The organism is Thioalkalivibrio thiocyanoxidans ARh2 (genome assembly GCF_000385215.1).
GTDB classification, from domain to species: Bacteria; Pseudomonadota; Gammaproteobacteria; order Ectothiorhodospirales; family Ectothiorhodospiraceae; genus Thioalkalivibrio; species Thioalkalivibrio thiocyanoxidans.
In genome coordinates, this window is record NZ_ARQK01000061.1 from 78,536 (window position 1) to 95,086 (window position 16,551).

Annotated in this window: 17 protein-coding genes; 6 read left to right on the top strand and 11 right to left on the bottom strand. The window is 65.6% G+C overall.

All coding sequences use genetic code 11. The annotated features are described in order from the left end of the window. Position 1 precedes the first annotated feature (1 nt). Together G372_RS0112860 and G372_RS0112865 are read right to left on the bottom strand one after the other, a co-directional pair. Positions 2 to 1,684 (bottom strand): NADH-quinone oxidoreductase subunit 5 family protein, encoded by a 1,683-nt coding sequence (locus G372_RS0112860; RefSeq protein WP_019623495.1) that lies wholly within the window; start codon positions 1,682 to 1,684, stop codon positions 2 to 4. A gap of 250 nt (positions 1,685 to 1,934) precedes the next feature. Then, complete coding sequence (locus G372_RS0112865; protein WP_019623494.1) at positions 1,935 to 4,643, bottom strand: cation-transporting P-type ATPase; 2,709 nt, start codon at positions 4,641 to 4,643, stop codon at positions 1,935 to 1,937. Positions 4,644 to 4,812: 169 nt separating this feature from the next. Here G372_RS0112865 and G372_RS0112875 point away from each other — a divergent pair, with 169 nt between their 5' ends. The 5 genes from G372_RS0112875 (at position 4,813) to G372_RS0112895 (ending at position 8,798) form a co-directional block, all read left to right on the top strand. Beyond that, on the top strand, positions 4,813 to 5,253 hold the full coding sequence (locus tag G372_RS0112875; RefSeq protein WP_020008878.1) for a fluoride efflux transporter FluC: 441 nt from the start codon (positions 4,813 to 4,815) through the stop codon (positions 5,251 to 5,253). After that, on the top strand, positions 5,250 to 5,666 hold the full coding sequence (gene crcB, locus G372_RS0112880; RefSeq protein WP_018864166.1) for a fluoride efflux transporter CrcB: 417 nt from the start codon (positions 5,250 to 5,252) through the stop codon (positions 5,664 to 5,666). Before G372_RS0112875 ends, crcB begins: the two co-directional genes overlap by 4 nt. Positions 5,667 to 5,751: 85 nt before the next feature. After that, a complete protein-coding gene (serS, locus tag G372_RS0112885; RefSeq protein WP_019623492.1) occupies positions 5,752 to 7,041 on the top strand; it encodes a serine--tRNA ligase in 1,290 nt (429 codons plus the stop codon). 21 nt (positions 7,042 to 7,062) lie between these two features. Continuing rightward, positions 7,063 to 8,091: a thioredoxin family protein gene (locus tag G372_RS0112890; protein WP_019623491.1), complete on the top strand. Its 1,029-nt coding sequence runs from the start codon at positions 7,063 to 7,065 to the stop codon at positions 8,089 to 8,091. Positions 8,092 to 8,387: 296 nt separating this feature from the next. Then, positions 8,388 to 8,798, top strand: a complete 411-nt coding sequence (locus tag G372_RS0112895) for a hypothetical protein (RefSeq protein WP_018864163.1) — start codon at positions 8,388 to 8,390, stop codon at positions 8,796 to 8,798. Here G372_RS0112895 and cyaY read toward each other — a convergent pair. The 3 genes from cyaY to G372_RS0112910 all read right to left on the bottom strand — a co-directional run bounded on the left by cyaY (position 8,795) and on the right by G372_RS0112910 (position 9,881). After that, the gene (cyaY, locus tag G372_RS0112900) at positions 8,795 to 9,118 is read right to left on the bottom strand and encodes an iron donor protein CyaY (RefSeq protein WP_019623490.1); all 324 of its coding nucleotides are present in this window, start codon (positions 9,116 to 9,118) and stop codon (positions 8,795 to 8,797) included. The two genes, G372_RS0112895 and cyaY, sit on opposite strands and share 4 nt — an antisense overlap. Positions 9,119 to 9,216: 98 nt before the next feature. After that, the gene (locus tag G372_RS0112905) at positions 9,217 to 9,609 is read right to left on the bottom strand and encodes a DUF423 domain-containing protein (RefSeq protein WP_019623489.1); all 393 of its coding nucleotides are present in this window, start codon (positions 9,607 to 9,609) and stop codon (positions 9,217 to 9,219) included. Further along, entirely contained in the window at positions 9,609 to 9,881 is a 273-nt protein-coding gene (locus G372_RS0112910) for a hypothetical protein (protein ID WP_369771648.1), read from the bottom strand. The genes G372_RS0112905 and G372_RS0112910 overlap by 1 nt, the downstream gene beginning before the upstream one ends. Positions 9,882 to 10,006: 125 nt before the next feature. Here G372_RS0112910 and G372_RS0112915 point away from each other — a divergent pair, with 125 nt between their 5' ends. Continuing rightward, on the top strand, positions 10,007 to 10,567 hold the full coding sequence (locus G372_RS0112915) for a Rieske (2Fe-2S) protein (RefSeq protein WP_018864159.1): 561 nt from the start codon (positions 10,007 to 10,009) through the stop codon (positions 10,565 to 10,567). A gap of 37 nt (positions 10,568 to 10,604) precedes the next feature. Here the strand turns inward: G372_RS0112915 and G372_RS0112920 are convergent, their stop codons facing one another. From G372_RS0112920 to G372_RS0112945, 6 genes are all read right to left on the bottom strand, one after another. Beyond that, entirely contained in the window at positions 10,605 to 11,360 is a 756-nt protein-coding gene (locus tag G372_RS0112920) for a class I SAM-dependent methyltransferase (RefSeq protein WP_019623488.1), read from the bottom strand. A 2-nt stretch (positions 11,361 to 11,362) separates the two neighbouring features. Beyond that, on the bottom strand, positions 11,363 to 11,605 hold the full coding sequence (locus tag G372_RS0112925; protein ID WP_018861853.1) for a SlyX family protein: 243 nt from the start codon (positions 11,603 to 11,605) through the stop codon (positions 11,363 to 11,365). After that, a complete protein-coding gene (locus G372_RS0112930) occupies positions 11,592 to 12,572 on the bottom strand; it encodes a D-2-hydroxyacid dehydrogenase (protein WP_019623487.1) in 981 nt (326 codons plus the stop codon). Before G372_RS0112930 ends, G372_RS0112925 begins: the two co-directional genes overlap by 14 nt. 179 nt (positions 12,573 to 12,751) lie before the next feature. Continuing rightward, on the bottom strand, positions 12,752 to 13,441 hold the full coding sequence (locus G372_RS0112935; RefSeq protein WP_018139182.1) for a Bax inhibitor-1/YccA family protein: 690 nt from the start codon (positions 13,439 to 13,441) through the stop codon (positions 12,752 to 12,754). Between the two features lie 95 nt (positions 13,442 to 13,536). Then, positions 13,537 to 15,609 (bottom strand): SulP family inorganic anion transporter, encoded by a 2,073-nt coding sequence (locus G372_RS0112940; protein WP_019623486.1) that lies wholly within the window; start codon positions 15,607 to 15,609, stop codon positions 13,537 to 13,539. Positions 15,610 to 15,930: 321 nt separating this feature from the next. Next, positions 15,931 to 16,515 (bottom strand): hypothetical protein, encoded by a 585-nt coding sequence (locus tag G372_RS0112945; protein WP_018864154.1) that lies wholly within the window; start codon positions 16,513 to 16,515, stop codon positions 15,931 to 15,933. Positions 16,516 to 16,551 lie beyond the last annotated feature (36 nt).

Sequence of the window (16,551 nt, forward strand, 5' to 3'; positions counted from 1 at the left end):
CTCAACCCCACCTCAGCCAGAGATTCAGGCGCCGGGACAGCGCCAGCAGCGAGACCGTCATGCGAGTGTAGAGCTCGGCGACGTAGAACTCGCGGGAGAACAGCGAGTACAGCGTCAGCCAGGTTCGTCCATGTTCCCTGTCGACCCGCTGGCGGCGGACATGGGTCAGATAGGCGCCCAGCCACCCGGCCACCATGACCAGCGCCAGCAGCGCGATCAGCACACCGAAGGTGATCTGATCGATGCCTGCCGCGGTATAAAGCGCTTCGCGGAACTCGGCATCCGGATACAGGAAGCCCTCGAAGCTGTGCCCGACAAAGCTGTAGCCGACCACGATCACCGCGAATGACAGGACGATCAGGGCCATCATGCGCAAGGGATTGCCGGTATCCAGCCGGTGCGTGGCGAACAGCACCTGGACGCCCGTGATCCAGCCAAAGAACAGGAGCACGATCGCGCCCTGTTTCTGGAAAAAGTCCGGGGCCACCCAGTAGTGTGCCAGCACCAGAATCACCAGCGGCACGATCAGCATCGCAGCCCCGATCAACAGCCACGGCAGTCGGGCCGGGGCCGACTTGCGTTCGACCAGAAAGTCGTAGAGGGGATCGTTGGGCACGCCGTCGTGTTTGCGCGCGGCGCCAATCACCTTGCCGGCACCGAGGAACAGGGTTCCCTTGAACAGGCCGTGGGCAATCAGGTGGAAGATCGCCAGCGCGAACGCACCCGCACCGGTCTCCATGATCATGAAGCCCATCTGACCCACGGTGGAATAGCCCAGCGACTTCTTGATGTCGTTCTGCGCGAGCATCAGCATCGAACCGAGTACCGCCGTGAACAGGCCCACGATGAACAGCAGATGCAGGACCTCGCTGCTGTGGACGAATACCGGCGCGAAGCGATTGATGATGATGCCGCCGGCGTTGACGATACCCGCGTGCATCAATGCCGAAACCGGTGTCGGTCCCTCCATGGAATAGGGCAGCCAGGTGTGCAACGGAAACTGAGCGGATTTGGCAAACGCCGCCAGCGCCACCAGGAAGGCCACGGTTCCGGCGACCGGCAGGTCCAGGAACGTACGGGCATCCGGCGTCGCTTCGATGCGGGCGAACAGGGTGGGGAAGTCCAGCGCCCCGTAGGCCTGGAACAGCACCATCGCGGCCAGTACCAGCGGCAGGTCCCCCAGGCGATAGGTAATGAACGTCCAGAACGCGTAGCGCTGCGCGTTGACGGGTTCGGTGTTGTGCGCCAGCACGAAATAGAGGAAGACGCCGATCAGGTGCCAGGCCACCAGCAGGGTGATCAGATCGCCGGCCATGACCATCAGCAGGATCGAGCCGGTCATCAGGTCCAGCAGCATGAAAAAGCGGGCGTAGCCCGGCTCCTCGATCATGTAGCGGATCGAGTAGATGTGGACCACCAGACTGATGCCGGCGACCACCAGCGCCATGATCGCGCTCAGCGGGTCGATCTGCAGGCTGCCCAAACCGCCGGCGAGGGCCGCCCATTGGGGCCCTGTGTCGCTGACGATGTAGGCGGTCAGCTGGAATGCAGCCACCAGCACCACGACCAGGTTGATGCCGACACTCAGCTGCGCGACGCGCTTGCCCAGCCGGGCACCAGACAAATGGACCAGTAACGCCGAGAGAAAGGGGAGGAGAGGGATCAGCCACTGCGTCTCGATCATCGTCTTGATCACTCTTGGGGCTGTTGACTGACCGCCGGGGCGTTTACTGCTACTCCCCGGATAATAGGGTAAAGCGGCCCTCAAACCCACGGGGGTCGGAAGTAGAACAGGAGGCGGATTGCAAAGTCTGGGCTTTCGTCACGGGCGGCCTGACAGTAATGACGCGTGTGCGGCCCCGGAACATCCGCACCGTCAGGTGGCTGAACAAGCCGGACACCGCGATCAGGCCTGGAGCCAGCCCGGCGGCCGTCTACTGGTGGGGGTTGAAACCACGGCGTCGCAGCACCGTTTTTTCGAGCTCGACCAGAGTGAACAGGATCAGGCCGAACGCGAGGATGCGCAGCCACTCTTGCGGTCCGATGGCGGTGGTGCCGAACAGGAGTTGCAGTGGCGGGGCATAGGTAAAGAGGCTCTGGAGTACGATCAGGATCCCGATTGCGATCAGGGCCGGCCGGCTGGCGACGAGGCTTGCATGGCTGAGAGCGGGCGCCAGAAGAGAGCGGCTGGTAAGCATGAAGAACAGCTGCCCCATGACCAGGGTGTTGATGGCCACCGTACGGGCGAACTCGTGTTCCGCCCCCTGCTGCTCCAGCCACAGGAAGTGGCCAAAGGCGCCGGCGACCAGCAGGGTGGACACGAAACTGACGCGCCAGAGCAGGAAGCCGGACAAGATAGGCGTATTGGGCGGGCGAGGAGGGCGTTGCATCACGCCCGGCTCGGTCGGTTCGAAGGCCAGCGCCAGGCCGAGGGTAACCGCACTGACCATGTTGACCCACAGGACCTGCACCGGGGTTAGCGGCAGGGTCAGACCCAGCAAAATGGCAGCGACGATTGTGAAGGCCAGTCCCCCGTTGCTGGGCAGCAGGAACATGATCGCCTTTTTCAGGTTGTCATAGACCGTGCGGCCTTCTTCGACCGCATTGGCGATGGAGACGAAGTTGTCGTCGGCCAGCACCATTGCGGAGGCCTCGCGTGCGGCCTCGGTGCCCTTCAGCCCCATGGCCACGCCAACATCGGCGCGTTTGAGTGCAGGGGTGTCGTTTACGCCGTCACCGGTCATTGCCACCACGTCGCCGTGGCTCTGAATCGCGCGAACGAGCCGCAGCTTGTGCTCCGGTGTGGTGCGGGCAAATACGTCGACGTGCTGGACCATCGCCTTGAGGTCATCGTCCGAGGTGTCGTCCAGTTCGTGGCCGACCACCACACCGCCTTCGGTGCTGATGCCCAGTTCGTCGGCGATCGCCCGGGCGGTGACGCCGTGATCGCCGGTGATCATCTTCACGCGGATCCCGGCTCCCTGACAGTGGGCTACCGCTTCGATCGCCTCTTCGCGCGGCGGGTCGATGATTCCGCAGACAGCGACCAGGGTGAGCCCTCCGTTCTCGATGTCGGCGAACTCGAGTTCTCGGCAGTGCCCTTCCATGCGCCGGGTAGCGAGAGCGAGCAGGCGCTGACCGCGGGAGGCGACATCATCCATCCACTGCTGCCAGTGTTCGGTGTCCAGCGGTTCATCCTCATCGTCGGTGCGCTGGTGGCTGCACAGCGCCAGTACCCGTTCCGGCGCGCCCTTGAGGAAGAGGAAGGCGTGCCCCTCATGATCGTGGTGCAGGGTGGCCATGAACTTGTAGGATGATTCGAACGGGATCACGTCGTCGCGCACAAATTCCTTGTTCACGAGCTTCGGCTCCAGCCCTCCCTTCATCGCCGCGGTGATCAGGGCGCCTTCGGTGGGGTCGCCCTCCATGGTCCACGTGTCGTCCTTCCGGTAGACCTCGGCGTCGTTGCACAGAAGGATGCCGTGCAGCACCTCGGCCAGCAGGGGATCGGTCTCCGGGTCGGCCTCCTGGCCGTCGCGGGTGATCCCGCCGTGCGGTTCGTAGCCCACCCCGCCCAGCTCGTACTCTGCCTGGGTGGTGATGATGCTCTTTACCGTCATCTCGTTACGGGTGAGGGTGCCGGTCTTGTCCGAGCAGATGGTGGTAACCGAGCCGAGGGTCTCCACCGCCGGCAGGCGGCGGATGATCGCGTGACGGGCAGCCATGCGCTGCACCCCGATTGCCAGGGTGATGGTCATGATCGCCGGAAGGCCCTCCGGGATCGCCGCCACTGCCAGGCTGGCGGCGGCGAGGAAGGTCTCCACCAGGTCGTAGTCGCGCACCCAGAACCCGAATGCAAAGGTAAGTGAGGCCAGTACTCCAATCGCGACCGACAACCAGCGGCCAAACTGGGCGATCTGCTGCAGTAGCGGAGTGGTGACGCTCTCCACTTCGCCAAGCAGGGTGGAGATGCGGCCGATCTCGGTATTGGCGCCCGTGGCCACCACTACGCCGCGCCCCTGGCCGGAGGCGACCAGGGTCCCGGAGTAGGCCATGGACCGACGGTCGCCAAGATCGGTGTCGCTGTCCACGGGGTCGGTCTGTTTGTCGCTGGCGATCGACTCGCCGGTCAGCGTGGCCTCGTCGACCCGCATATTGTGCGCCCCGATCAAGCGCAGATCAGCCGGGACTCGGTCTCCGGCCTGCAGATAGACGATATCGCCGGGGACGAGCTTCTCGGCGGGGATGCTGCGGCGTTGTCCGTCGCGCAGCACCTGTGCCTGGGGCGAGAGCATCCCGCGGATGGCTTCGAGGGCCTTTTCGGCCTTGCCCTCCTGGATGTGGCCGATGGTGGCATTGATCAGCACCACCCCGAGGATTACGCCGGTATCCAGCCAGTGACCAAGGAGCGCTGTGCCAACGGCTGCGGCGATCAGTACGTAGATCAGTATGTTGTGAAACTGCCCCAGAAAGCGCATCAGTGGTCCACGCCGTGGCGGCTGGGGCAGCCGGTTGTACCCGTGTTCTTCCAGCCGCTGGTGGGCGGTTTCGCTATCCAGGCCGTCAGCCTTGGTGCCAAGGGCATCCAGGGTCTGATCGACGCTCCGGCTGTGCCAGTCGCGGTCTGATTCGCGATCGCTCATGTGTATCCCTGATGGGTGGCGGCTGTGCATTGCTTCCGGTTGTCCTAATCATGCGCCGGGAAAGACGATGTGTCAGGGCTTGTCGATGAACAGGCGCACCCGCGTGTGCCGAAGCATGGCCAAATGGCATTGGAACAGATCCGTGGAGGGCGGTGAATCGGTGCGCCGAATGCAATGGCTCGACAGGCCGACTGCGGGCACAGACAATGCCGCGATGATCGTCTGGTGGGAGGGCCTTGTGCTGGTGGGGGCAGGGGGCGCGCTGGGAGGGCTGGCGCGCTTCTGGCTGTCGCAGTGGATTGATAACCGCACCGGAGGCCGTTTCCCGTGGGGGACGCTGGTCGTGAACGCCTCGGGCGCGCTGCTGATCGGCGTGGTGCTTGGGCTGGTGGCGGACCCCTCCGGAGTGCGCTGGCTCTGGTTGTTGCTGGTGGTGGGGGTGCTCGGCAGTTTCACCACGGTCTCCTCGTTCAGCCTGCAGACGGTGGGTGTTGCGGAACGCGACGGCTGGCGCCCGGCGATCGCCTACGTCCTGCTGACACTGGGCGGTGGGCTGACGCTGGTGTTTGTCGGCCATGTCCTGGGCCGTGCCGCGGGTGGCGCGGGATGACGGGGTACTCGCTGCGCCTGTCCGCGTTCGTCGCCCTGGGCGCCGCATTGGGCAGCATGGCGCGCTATGCCCTGTCGTGGACCGGGCTGCACCTGATGGGGGCCGGGTTTCCCTGGGATACGCTGGCGGTGAATGTGGCCGGGTCCTGGCTGATCGGGCTTTACGCCGTGATCAGTGCCCCGGAGGGGTGCCGGCCCGCCGATCCGGTGACCCGCCAGTTTGTCCTGGCCGGCTTCTGCGGGGGCTTTACGACGTTTTCGGTGTTCAGCCTGGAGAGCCTGTGGTTGCTGGAGATGGGCGATCCCGGACGTGCGGCGCTGTATGTGTCCGTATCCCTGGTGCTGTGGCTGGCGGGCGTGTGGCTGGGCAGTGCGCAGGGGCGTCGCTGGAATGCCGCTGCATCGCGCGGCTGAGGCCGAGCGGGCCTGACGGCCCGGCCATGGACGGGGCGTGGCCGCGACCGTAGACTTCCCGGTCGTTTGTGAACGGATTACCGACATGCTGGATATTCGCAGTCTGCGCCAGGACCTGGACGCGACCGTGGCCGCGCTGGCCAGTCGCGGCTTCGAGCTCGACCGCGAGCGCTTCGAGTCGCTGGAAGCGCGGCGCAAGGCGCTTCAGGTTCGCACCCAGGAACTCCAGAACGAGCGCAACACCCGCTCCAAGGGGATCGGGCAGGCCAAGGCGCGGGGCGAGGATATCGAGCCCCTGAAGGCCGAGGTCGGTCGTCTGGGCGACGAACTCAAGCAGTGCGAGGCCGACCTGCACGCCGTGCAGCAGGAGCTGGACGCGCTGCTGATGCGCATCCCGAACCTGCCGCAGAAGGACGTGCCCGTTGGCAAGGACGAGGAGGCGAACGTCGAACTGCGCCGCGAGGGCACCCCGCGCGAATTCGACTTCACGCCCCGTGACCATGTGGATCTCGGTCTGCCCGGTGGCTGGCTGGATTTCGAGGCGGCGGTACGTGTGGCCGGCTCCCGCTTTGTGGTGATGCGCGGCGACATGGCGCGTCTGCACCGGGCGCTGACCCAGTTCATGCTCGACCTGCACACCCAGCAGCATGGCTACCAGGAAACCTATGTCCCCTACCTGGCGAACCCGGAGTCGCTGGAGGGGACGGGCCAGCTGCCCAAGTTCGACGAGGACCTGTTCTCGGTGGACTGCGACCAGCGTTTCCGGCTGATCCCGACCGCCGAGGTCACGCTGACCAACCTGGTGCGCGAGCAGATCCTCGAGGCCGGCGCGCTGCCGCTGAAGATGACCGCCCACACCCCGTGCTTCCGCTCGGAGGCGGGCAGCTACGGGCGTGACGTACGCGGCCTGATCCGTCAGCACCAGTTCGAGAAGGTGGAGCTGGTGCAGGTGGTGCATCCGGAACAGTCCGACGCGGCCCTGGAAGAGCTGCTCGGGCACGCGGAGGCGGTGCTGCAGGCGCTGGAGCTGCCCTACCGCGTGGTGCTGCTGAGCACGGGCGACATGGGCTTTGCGGCCGCGCGCACCTATGACCTGGAGGTCTGGCTGCCGGGCCAGCAGGCCTACCGCGAGATCTCCTCGTGCTCCAATTTCGAGGCCTTCCAGGCGCGGCGCATGCAGGCGCGCTTCCGCCCGGAAGCAGGCAGCAAGCCCGAGCTGGTGCATACCATCAACGGGTCCGGCGTCGCGGTGGGCCGGGCCCTGGTCGCGCTGCTCGAGAATCACCAGCAGGCCGACGGCTCGATCGCGATCCCGGAGCGGCTGCGTCCCTATCTCGGTGGAACCTCGCTGCTGAAACCGCCGTCTGAACAGTAGGTTGATTCAGACGAGGTGGGTGTGAAACCAATCGGAAAGCCGGTCGCGATCGCCAGCCTGCTGGCGCTGCTGCTTTGCTGGCCGCTATGGGCGCAGGCCGAGATCGAGGAGGGTTTCGATTTCGACGATGCGCCGCGCATCATCGGCCTGCACACCCCGGACTGGTTCGAACTGAGCTTTCTCGACCTGCCGGAGGACCTGGAACGCGCCGTGGAGCGCGGTAAACAGGGCCTGGCGGTGTACTACGGGATGGATGACTGCCCGTACTGCGAGGCCCTGTTCGAGGTCAATTTCGAGAAAGAGGACATTCGCGCACAGCTGTCGGACAACTTCGACGTGGTGGCGATCGACGTGCTCGGCAGCCGCGAGGTCACGGGGCTGGACGGCGAGGTCAAGTTTGAGCGCGAATATGCCTCCGAACAACGGCTTAATTTCACGCCTTCCATCGCCTTCTACGATGCCGAAGGCGAGCGTATCCACCAGATGCGGGGCTATTACCCGCCGTATCGCTTCCGCGCGCTGCTCGACTACGTGACCGAGCGTCACGACCGGGAGATGAGTTTCCGCGACTACCTGGATCGTGCCGACCCGCCTCCCAAGTTCGACATGGAAGACATCAACGAGCGCGATTTCTTCGTTAATGAGCCGTATGCGCTGGACCGTAGTGCGATCCCCGGTCAACGGCCCCTGGTGGTGTTCTTCGAGCGCGAGGCCTGCCACGCCTGCGATATCCTGCACACCGAGCCGTTGCAGGAAGACGAGGTACTGGACCGCATCGCCCTGATGGATGCCGTCCAGCTGGATGCCGAGGACAGTGACACGCCGGTGCTGACCCCGGACGGTCAGCGGACCAACCCGCGTGACTGGGCGGCAGAGCTCGATGTGCACTGGGCGCCGACGCTGATCTTCTTTGACGAGGCGGGCGAGGAGATCATCCGCATCGACTCGGTGGTGCACCTGAACCGGCTGCGCAACGTGATGGACTATGTGCTCACGCGCGGCTATGAGGACTATCCGACCTTCGAACGCTGGCGCGCCCAGCAACCATAGCCGTGAGGGAAACACTGATTCATGTACACACTCGCGTTGGCACCCCCGGTTTTCCGAGAGAAGGCGCGGTGCGCAGCCGGTAGTGGTTCTGCCGGCAAGGGCCGCAACGCAGGATCGGGGAACCGGGGGTGCCAACCCCAAGGGGCTCGGCCTCTTTTGCGCGCGCACGGCGTTGCGGCTCCTTTGTGCAGAATAACTGCACGGCAGTCACCGCGCCTTGTTCGCACGCAAAAGCGACTCGAGCGCGAGCGTGTACATGAATCAGTGTTTCCCTAGGCGGCCGAGGACCGAACTGAATGCATTTCGAACGTGATTTCGTCGTGCGCAATCGCGATGTGCTGGAGGGCATTGTGGCCCGTGCCCATCGCGTGGCGCTGGGGATTTTTGTCCTGACCTTCAGTGGCTACGGTATTGCTGTCTGGTTGTGGTTCCAGGATCAGATGTGGGCGGCGCTGATTACCGCGACCGTCAGCTACCTGGTGTTTCGCCAGTTCCGGATGCTGGCACTGGGCATCGCGCGCATGCCGCTTCGGGGCGACCCCGAGGCGCTGGAAGCGACCCGGGCACTGGACAATGCGCTGGAAGAGGATCGGCCGCACCCGGTGCTGGCGGAGCTGGAGGCCCACCTGCGGGCGCTGGACGAGGAGGGATCCCCGGAGGCGCCGTCGGAGGAGGGTGACAACGGCCGGTCGGGGCCTCGGGACTAGAGTTCTACGCGCACGCCCAGCTTCTGTCCGATCACGCGGGCCAGGGTCTCGTGCAGGTCATCCCCGTTGCGGTCATCCAGCCAGGCATCCTCGTCTTCGTTGTAGCCGAAGTGGGCCGGCCCCTCGGGCGAGGACAGCCAGATCTGCTGAGCGGCCTCCTGGCGGTTCAGGATCATCTGCGCGCCGTCCTCGAACTCGAGGGTCAGGACACCATCGATCAGGTCGATGTCCAGGTCGTCGAGACCGTCCTGGTCGCTGAGGGAGTTGTAGATCTCGTCGAGGGTTTGTTCGGCGAATACGGCGAAGGAGGGCTGGCTCATGGGTCTCTCGGTTCGGTTATTGCCTCTGGGCGCGGGCAGTATAAGTCAGGGAAAGCGGATGAACGCGATAGTGGCCTTCCGGGCGTGGGCAAACCTTCCTATGCCCGCCAGGCGGCGATTGCCAGGCCCAGCCAGCCGAGGATGAAGGCGGTGCCGCCCAGTGGCGCGATGGCCCCCAGGACGCGCGGGGCGCCCAGGGCCAGGGCGTAGAGGCTGCCGGCAAAGAGCAGGATGCCGAGCACGAAGGCCACGGCGCTGGCGGTGGCCCAGCCGGTGGCCAGGTGCGACCACAGCGCCGCCAGCAGGAGCAGGGCGAGGGCGTGGATGAAGTGATACTGGACGCCGGTCTGCCAGGTGGCCAGCGCGCGCTCGGACAGCCGGTCCTGCAGGGCGTGCGCGCCGAAGGCACCGAGCACCACCGCGACGGCAGCGAGCAGGGCCGCGATCACGACCAGGGCGCGGATCATCGGCTCGGTCTCCGTACCCGGCATCAGGCGTCGTCGCCCATCTCGCTGTCGTAGTCCTTCCCGGGTACCCAGCCGTGCCCACGGGCCCGCTCGATCGCTTCATCATGGATGCGGGCGTGGCGCTCGCGCAGCTCGGGCGGGAGGTTGGCGATGCGCAGGTCGTACTTGTCCCACTCGGCGTTGACCTGGTCGTGCAGTTGCTGGATGCGTCCGAGATCCCAGCCCTCGCAGGTCTCGGTCTCCGGGAGGAAGCCGAATACCCAGGCATCGCGGATAATATTGCCGACCGGCGTCATGCCGCCGTACAAGTCATTGTGGATGCCGACGTAGTGGCGGCTTCCGGAGCGTTTGGCCGTATTCATGCGCGTAGTGTAGAGGTACACCGGCCAGGCGCAAAGCAAATTCAAGCGGAGAAGTCACGATGCAGCCTGCGGGCGACAGCCTGAACCGAATGCGGATCCGCGTCCTGATGAAGCTGATGGTGCTGGGCGGTGTGATCGTATTCGCCGGTATTCTGGCGAGCTACGCGCTGTCCATGTTGGGGGGCGGTGAGACCGAGCGCCGCATCGTGGAGCTGGATGCGATCGCCCCCGGCGAACTCAAGCGGCTGGACTGGGACGGTCGGCGCATCCTGGTGCTGCACCGGGACCCGGCCCTGCAGCAGGCGCTGGGTGATGACGATGAACTGGTCGATCCGCGTGCCCGTCGCGGCCAGCAGCCGGACGGGCTGGAACTGCCGTTGCGCAGCCTGCGGCCGGAGTGGCTGGTGGTCATTGGCGAGAGCACCGATCTCGGCTGCGAGCTGGACCTGGTGCACCCGGACGCGGCGGAGGACTGGTCCGGCGGGTTCGTCGATCGCTGTCGTGGGGGGCGCTATGACGCGGCTGGGCGGGTCTATGACGGACAGGATGCCCGGCGCAATCTGCCGATCCCGGATTACCGCTTCTCCGGAGACGACCGGCTGATTCTGGGTGGTTCCTGATCGGTGAGCGGGGCGTGGGCGGCCCAGCGGGGCTGCCTCAGGGTGTCTCGGCAGGTGCGTAGATGTCGAAGCGTACGCTCTTGCCCCTGACGCTGCCCTGGGGCGCGTCGGGACCCAGAGCAGGGGCATGCAGGGGGCGCTTCACGATGACCCGCCGCGTGGCCGCCTCGCGCAGGTTCTGCAGCGTGGTTTCCGGGTCGGGGTCCGGGTCGCCCTCCATCAGGGCCTGGGTCAGCTGCATGTCCTTCTTGACCGCGGCGCGCTTGGCCCGCTCCGGGAACATCGGATCGAATACGGCGGCGACGGGCTGGGTGCTCAGGGTCGCCGGCGTGGCCAGGCCCACGTGCAGCGTTATGCGCTCGACGATGGGTGCCAGCACCTCCTCGCGGGCGGCGCGCTCCAGGGCATCCGCCAGTAGCAGGTAGATGACCGGGTGGCGCTCCCAGGCATCCACGCGGAAGCCATGCGCGGCCAGTAGCAGCGTATCGCGACCCAGTCCGGCCGTGGCGTCCACCACATGGCTGTCCCGCGGGATGTTGCCCATGGCCCGGATCAGGCCCTCTCGCTGATGCCCGCTATGGGCCAGACGATACCCCTGACGGCCGGTGGCGAAGTCCAGATGCAGACGCAGTGCGCGCCGACTCTCCTCGCGGATCAGCGCCAGCCCGTGCGTGCCGACCTCCAGTACCAGGGCCGCCTCGCCCAGGTGACGATAGCCCTCGACTTGCAGGTAATGGTCGATCTCCCGGGCTCGGGGCTCCTGCCCCGGTTCTGCGCGGACTTGAAGGGTCACGGTCAGTAGTGCGGCGGAGGCGGCTCGTTGCCGTCTCCGGGGCCGCCGCCCTGGTCCTCGAGTTCCCGCAGTCGGTCGCGGAGCCACTGGAGCTGGCGGCGTAGCTCCTGGTTGTCCTGCTGGAGCTCGTGCTGGACGCGAGCCTGCTCTTCCTGGGTGTACTCCTGATGGGCCAGGCGAACCTCCAGCGCCTCGATCCGTGCGATCAGTTCGCGGTCGGTGCGGGATGGATCAGCTGACGACATGGCGGGGCTGTCCCTTGGCGAAAGAGCGGATGTTGGTCGCAGTCTCCTCGATCACGCGCTGGCGGGCACTGCGGGCTGCCCAGGCGGTATGCGGCGTCAGCACGAGGTTCGGGATGTCCGCTGCCAGCAGGGGGTGGTCCGCTGGCGGGGGTTCGGGCTCCAGGACGTCGATGCCGGCACCGCCCAGGCTTCCGGCCCGAAGATGGCGTGCGAGGGCCTCGGGGTCGACCAGGCCACCGCGCGCGGTATTGAGCAGGATCGCCCCCGGACGCATGCGCCGCAGCGCGTCATCGTCGATCAGGTGGCGGGTTTCGGGGGACAACGGGCAATGCAGGCTGACCACGTCGCTGGTCGCAAGGAGCTCCGGCAGCGGGATGCGATCCGCGTCGTCCGCAGACGAGGGTGATCCCGGGCGCAGGCTCGCGGCCACCTGAACCTGCATGCCGAAGGCCCGGGCGACGCGTGCCGTGGCCTGGCCCAGTACGCCATGGCCGATGATGCCCAGACGCATGCCCGCCAGGGTCTGGATCGGGTGATCCAGCAGACAGAACTGATCGGACGCGCTCCAGTGGCCGGCGCGGATATCGGCGCGGTAGTCGTCCAGCCGCGTGACCAGCGTCAGCAGCAGGGCAAAGACATGCTGTACCACGGAGTCCGTCGCATAGTCGCGGGCATTGCTGACGGTGATGCCCAGTCGGCGAGCGGCGGCGACATCGATATTGTTGGTGCCGGTGGCTGCGGCACAGACCAGCTTCAGGTTCGAGGCCGCGGCCAGCAGCGAGTCGTCCAGTACAACCTTGTTGGTGACCACTACCTCGGCATTCGCAATGCGGGCGCTGATCTCGTCGGGGTCCGTGCGCGGGTGCAGGTCCCACTCGGGAAGGGCCTCGCGCAGGGGGGTGAGGTCCAGGTCGTCGCGATCCACCGTGGACAGGTCGAGAAATACCCCGTGTCGCAGTTCAGTCATGGCGTTTACCAGGAGAAACGGTGTTGCGACGCTTGCGGATAGGATCACTACCGACCGCACGATGCGGCTTGCCTCGGAAAACCTGGAGTACCAACGCGAGCGTGTACATTGATCCGTGTTTCCCAACAAAAGGGCCCCGCATCGCGGGGCCCGAATCGCTTGCCTGTGAGCCGCTGCTGTTAGTTGTCACCCATGAAGGCGTGGAACAGGTTCAGCAGGTGGAGGAACATCACGTAGAGGTTCGCGTACAGCGAGACCGTCATCATGATGTAGTTGGCCTCCGGGTCGTGGATCATGCGGCTGGTGTCGAACAGGATCGCCGCCGACAGCAGCAGTACCACGGCCGCGGAGATGGTCAGCGACAGCGCCGGGATCGCCAGGAAGATGTTGGCGACGATCGCCAGCAGGGCGACGATCAGGCCGACCACCAGGAAGCCACCCAGGAAGCTGAAGTCCTTCTTGGTGGCCAGGGCATAGCCGGACAGCGCAACAAAGGCGACCGCTGTGGCGGTAAAGGCATTGCCGACGATCTGCGGCCCGTTGGGCAGGCCCAGGTACATGCTGAGGATCGGGCCGAGGAAGAAGCCCAGTACGCCGGTGAAGGCGAAGGTCAGCACCAGCCCGAGCGCGGAGTTGCGCGCGGCATGGATGGCGAACGGCCCGCCAATCAGGACCGCCAGCAGGACCAGCCAGTGCACCGCCGGGGCGCCCACGGCCATCGCCACGAAGGCCATCACCGCGCTGAACGCCAGCGTCACCGACAGCAGCATGTAGGTCTGGCGGATGACCTTGTTGGTCGAGATGGTCTCGCTGATGGAGCCGGTGCTGGACGGGTTGCGACTCGAGCGAACGATCTGGTCTCGGGACACGGGTCAACTCCTCTTGGGTTCGTAACCTGACCAGTGTAGCGACTGACGCCGGTGGGTGCAGCCCTTTTCGCCGTCCGTGGCGCGGGCCCTTGGCATTACTTGATCGGTTCACCCACGCGTTCGGAGATCTCCTTCACCGCATGATCGGTGGACTTGAAGATGTTGTCCTTGCCGATGATGTCCTCGAGGCCGGTGCGCTGCATGACCTCCATAACCTGCGCCTTCACGCCGGCGAAGACCAGGGTGATGCCCCGCGCCTTCAGGCGATGGACCAGCTGGTGGATGACTTCTTCGCCGGAGGCGTCGATCTCGTTGATACCCTTGCCGACCACGATCAGATACCTGGCCTGCGGGTTGCGCGCGACCAGATCCAGCACTGCATCCTCGAAGTAGGGGACGTTGGCGAAGTACAGCGAGCCGTCAAAGCGCATCAGCCCGACCTTCTCGTTGGTCTCCAGCCCGTAGCGCTGTGCCTCGCGAAGCGTCCCGTCGTCGTAGCGGGCCAGTTCGCACACGCGCGGCTGCATGGTGCGGTACAGGTACAGCACGATGGCCAGACCGGCGCCCATCAGGATGCCGTAGTCGAGGTTCGGGGCCATTGCCAGGGTGGCGACGAAGGTGACGATCGCCGCAGCCCCGTCGTGCTTGTTGGCCACCCAGGCGTGCTTGATCGCCTTGAAATTAATCAGGCCTACCACGGCCATCATGATGATGGCAGCCAGCACCGACTGCGGCAGGTGATAGATCAGGGGCGTCAGGAACAGCAGAGCGATCCCGATGATCACGGCCGTGAAGACGGACGCCATGCCCGTGCGTGCGCCCGAGTTCAGATTGACCGCCGAACGCGAGAATGACCCGCTCACCGGATAGCCCTGGGTAAAGCCGCCGGAGATGTTGGCCAGGCCCTGGCCCATCAGTTCCCTGTTCGGGTCCAGGCGCTGCCCGGTCCGCGCCGCCATGGCCTTGGCGATCGCAATCGCCTCGGTGAAGCCGACCAGCGCGATAACAAAGGCCGTAGTCAGCAGTGTGGTGATGGTGCCGAAGGTCATCTCCGGTGCGCTGATTGACGGCAGGCCCTGAGGTACGTTGCCGACGACTGCGCCACCGCCATTCAGGGCGACGTCATCGCCATCTACCCGCTCGATCCGCCAGGCAGTGCGTTCGGCACGTTCCCGCTCGGCGTCCGACAGGTGGTCATCGGCAATGAAGCGCTCGGGTTCATCGTCGGTCGCCGGGAGTCGGCGCAGCGTGACGCTGCGCAGTTCCTCGCGCAGCGGGGCAAGTTCGGCGCGCAGTTCCTCGCGCTCCAGCTCGGCCTGCTCCTGCTGGAAGCGCAGGGCCGGGGCGTCGACGCGGGCGGCTTCCTGGATCTCGCTTTCCAGTTCCCGCACGCGGTCATCCAGATCGGATACCTGGCCGCGCTTCTCCTCGATCTGCTGGGCGAGTTCGACGAGTTCGGCGGGGGCGATCTGGTCCAGTGTTGTGTCGGCCTTGCGCTCGTAGCCGACCAGCCAGGAGACCAGAATGGTGACGACCACCGCGACCAGCACGCCGGGGATCTTCGGTGCGACCCGCTTCATCCCGACCATGATCGCGATCGCGCCCAGACCGAAGGCGAGGGTCGGCCAGTGGGTGTTGCCCAGTTCGAGCACGACGCCCCACAGGCCCAGCAGGAAGTGACCCGACGTGTCGATCGGCACCCCAAGCAGCTTGTTGAGCTGCGAGAGCCCGATGATGATGGCCGCCGCATTGGTAAAGCCGACGATCACCGGATGGGAGATAAAACTGACGAGGGCGCCCAGCTTGAACAGGCCCATGACCAGCTGAATCACCCCGACGATCAGGGCCAGGGCGATCGCGAGGGCAATGAACTCGGAGGAGCCTTCGGCGGCCAGCGGGACCAGGGCCGATGCGGTCAGCAACGAGACGACTGCGACGGGGCCGGTGGCCAGCTGATGCGAGGAGCCCCAGAGGGCGGCGACCATGACCGGCAGCAGCGATGCATACAGGCCGTAGACGGGCGGCAGTCCGGCCAGCTGGGCATAGGCCATGGACTGCGGGATCAGTACCAGGGCCACGGAGATCCCGGCAATCAGATCCGCATTGATCGTGCCCTTGGTCGGGCGCCAGCTCAAGAACGGAAAGATGCGCAGCAGGATCGAATTCATGGCGGTACTCGCTTGGCCTGTTCGTGACGTGGACGACGGCTTGTCGAGCGATCCCGCGAGCCCGGCGCACCCGGGCCGTGTGGCTGCCAGGGCCGTCGTCACGATTTGGCAGCCAACTCTGGCCCGGGGTGGGCCGGGCGCAGTCAGGGGGAGGCGCCAGTATAGAGGCTCGACTTATTTTCTTCTATCAAAGGTATTCAATGCGATACATAGCGCAAAGAGAATATAGAGGGCGGCGTTTGGTCCGCCTGCATGTGCCACACAAAAACGCCCCGGTCACCAGCGGCGACCGGGGCGCGATAGCGTCAGGCGTGGCGCGGTTTACTGCGGGGGCGCCATGCCCGGGCTGCCACCCTGCTGCATTTCCTGCTGCAGGCTTTCCAGACGCGCAATGATGTCATCGATGTCCGGATTCTCTTCGCGCATGGCGGCCATCAGGTCTTCGCGCAGGGCCTCCTGGGCGGTGATGATTTCCTCGTCCTGAGCCACGGCCTGCTGGGCCTCCTGCAGGTTCATCTGCGCCTGCTGGACGTCCTCCGACTGGATCACCTGCTGGCGCTCCTCGGCGCTGAGGTCCGGATCGCGCAGGCGTTCTTCGGCGCCTTCCAGGGTTTCAAGATCCTGGCGCGGCTGATAGCCGGCCTCTTCCATCTTGTTAAGCACCAGGTTTTCGAGCTCTTCGCCCTTTTGCTCGAGATCGGGGTTGTTCTCGATCGCCTGCTGCTGGGTCTCGGCCAGGGTCTGCTGCAGCTGCTGCATTTCCATTTGCGGGTCGGCCCCGCCTTGCTGTTGCCCCTGCTGGCCCATGCCTTCCTGACCCATGCCCTGGGCCATCACCAGCGGGCTGGCGAGCGCGAGCGCGGCGGCGGCAATCAAACCGGCGAGAGGCCGGGAACGGTTCGTCATAATGATTCTCCTCGTGAAATTACGGTGGAAAGCTTA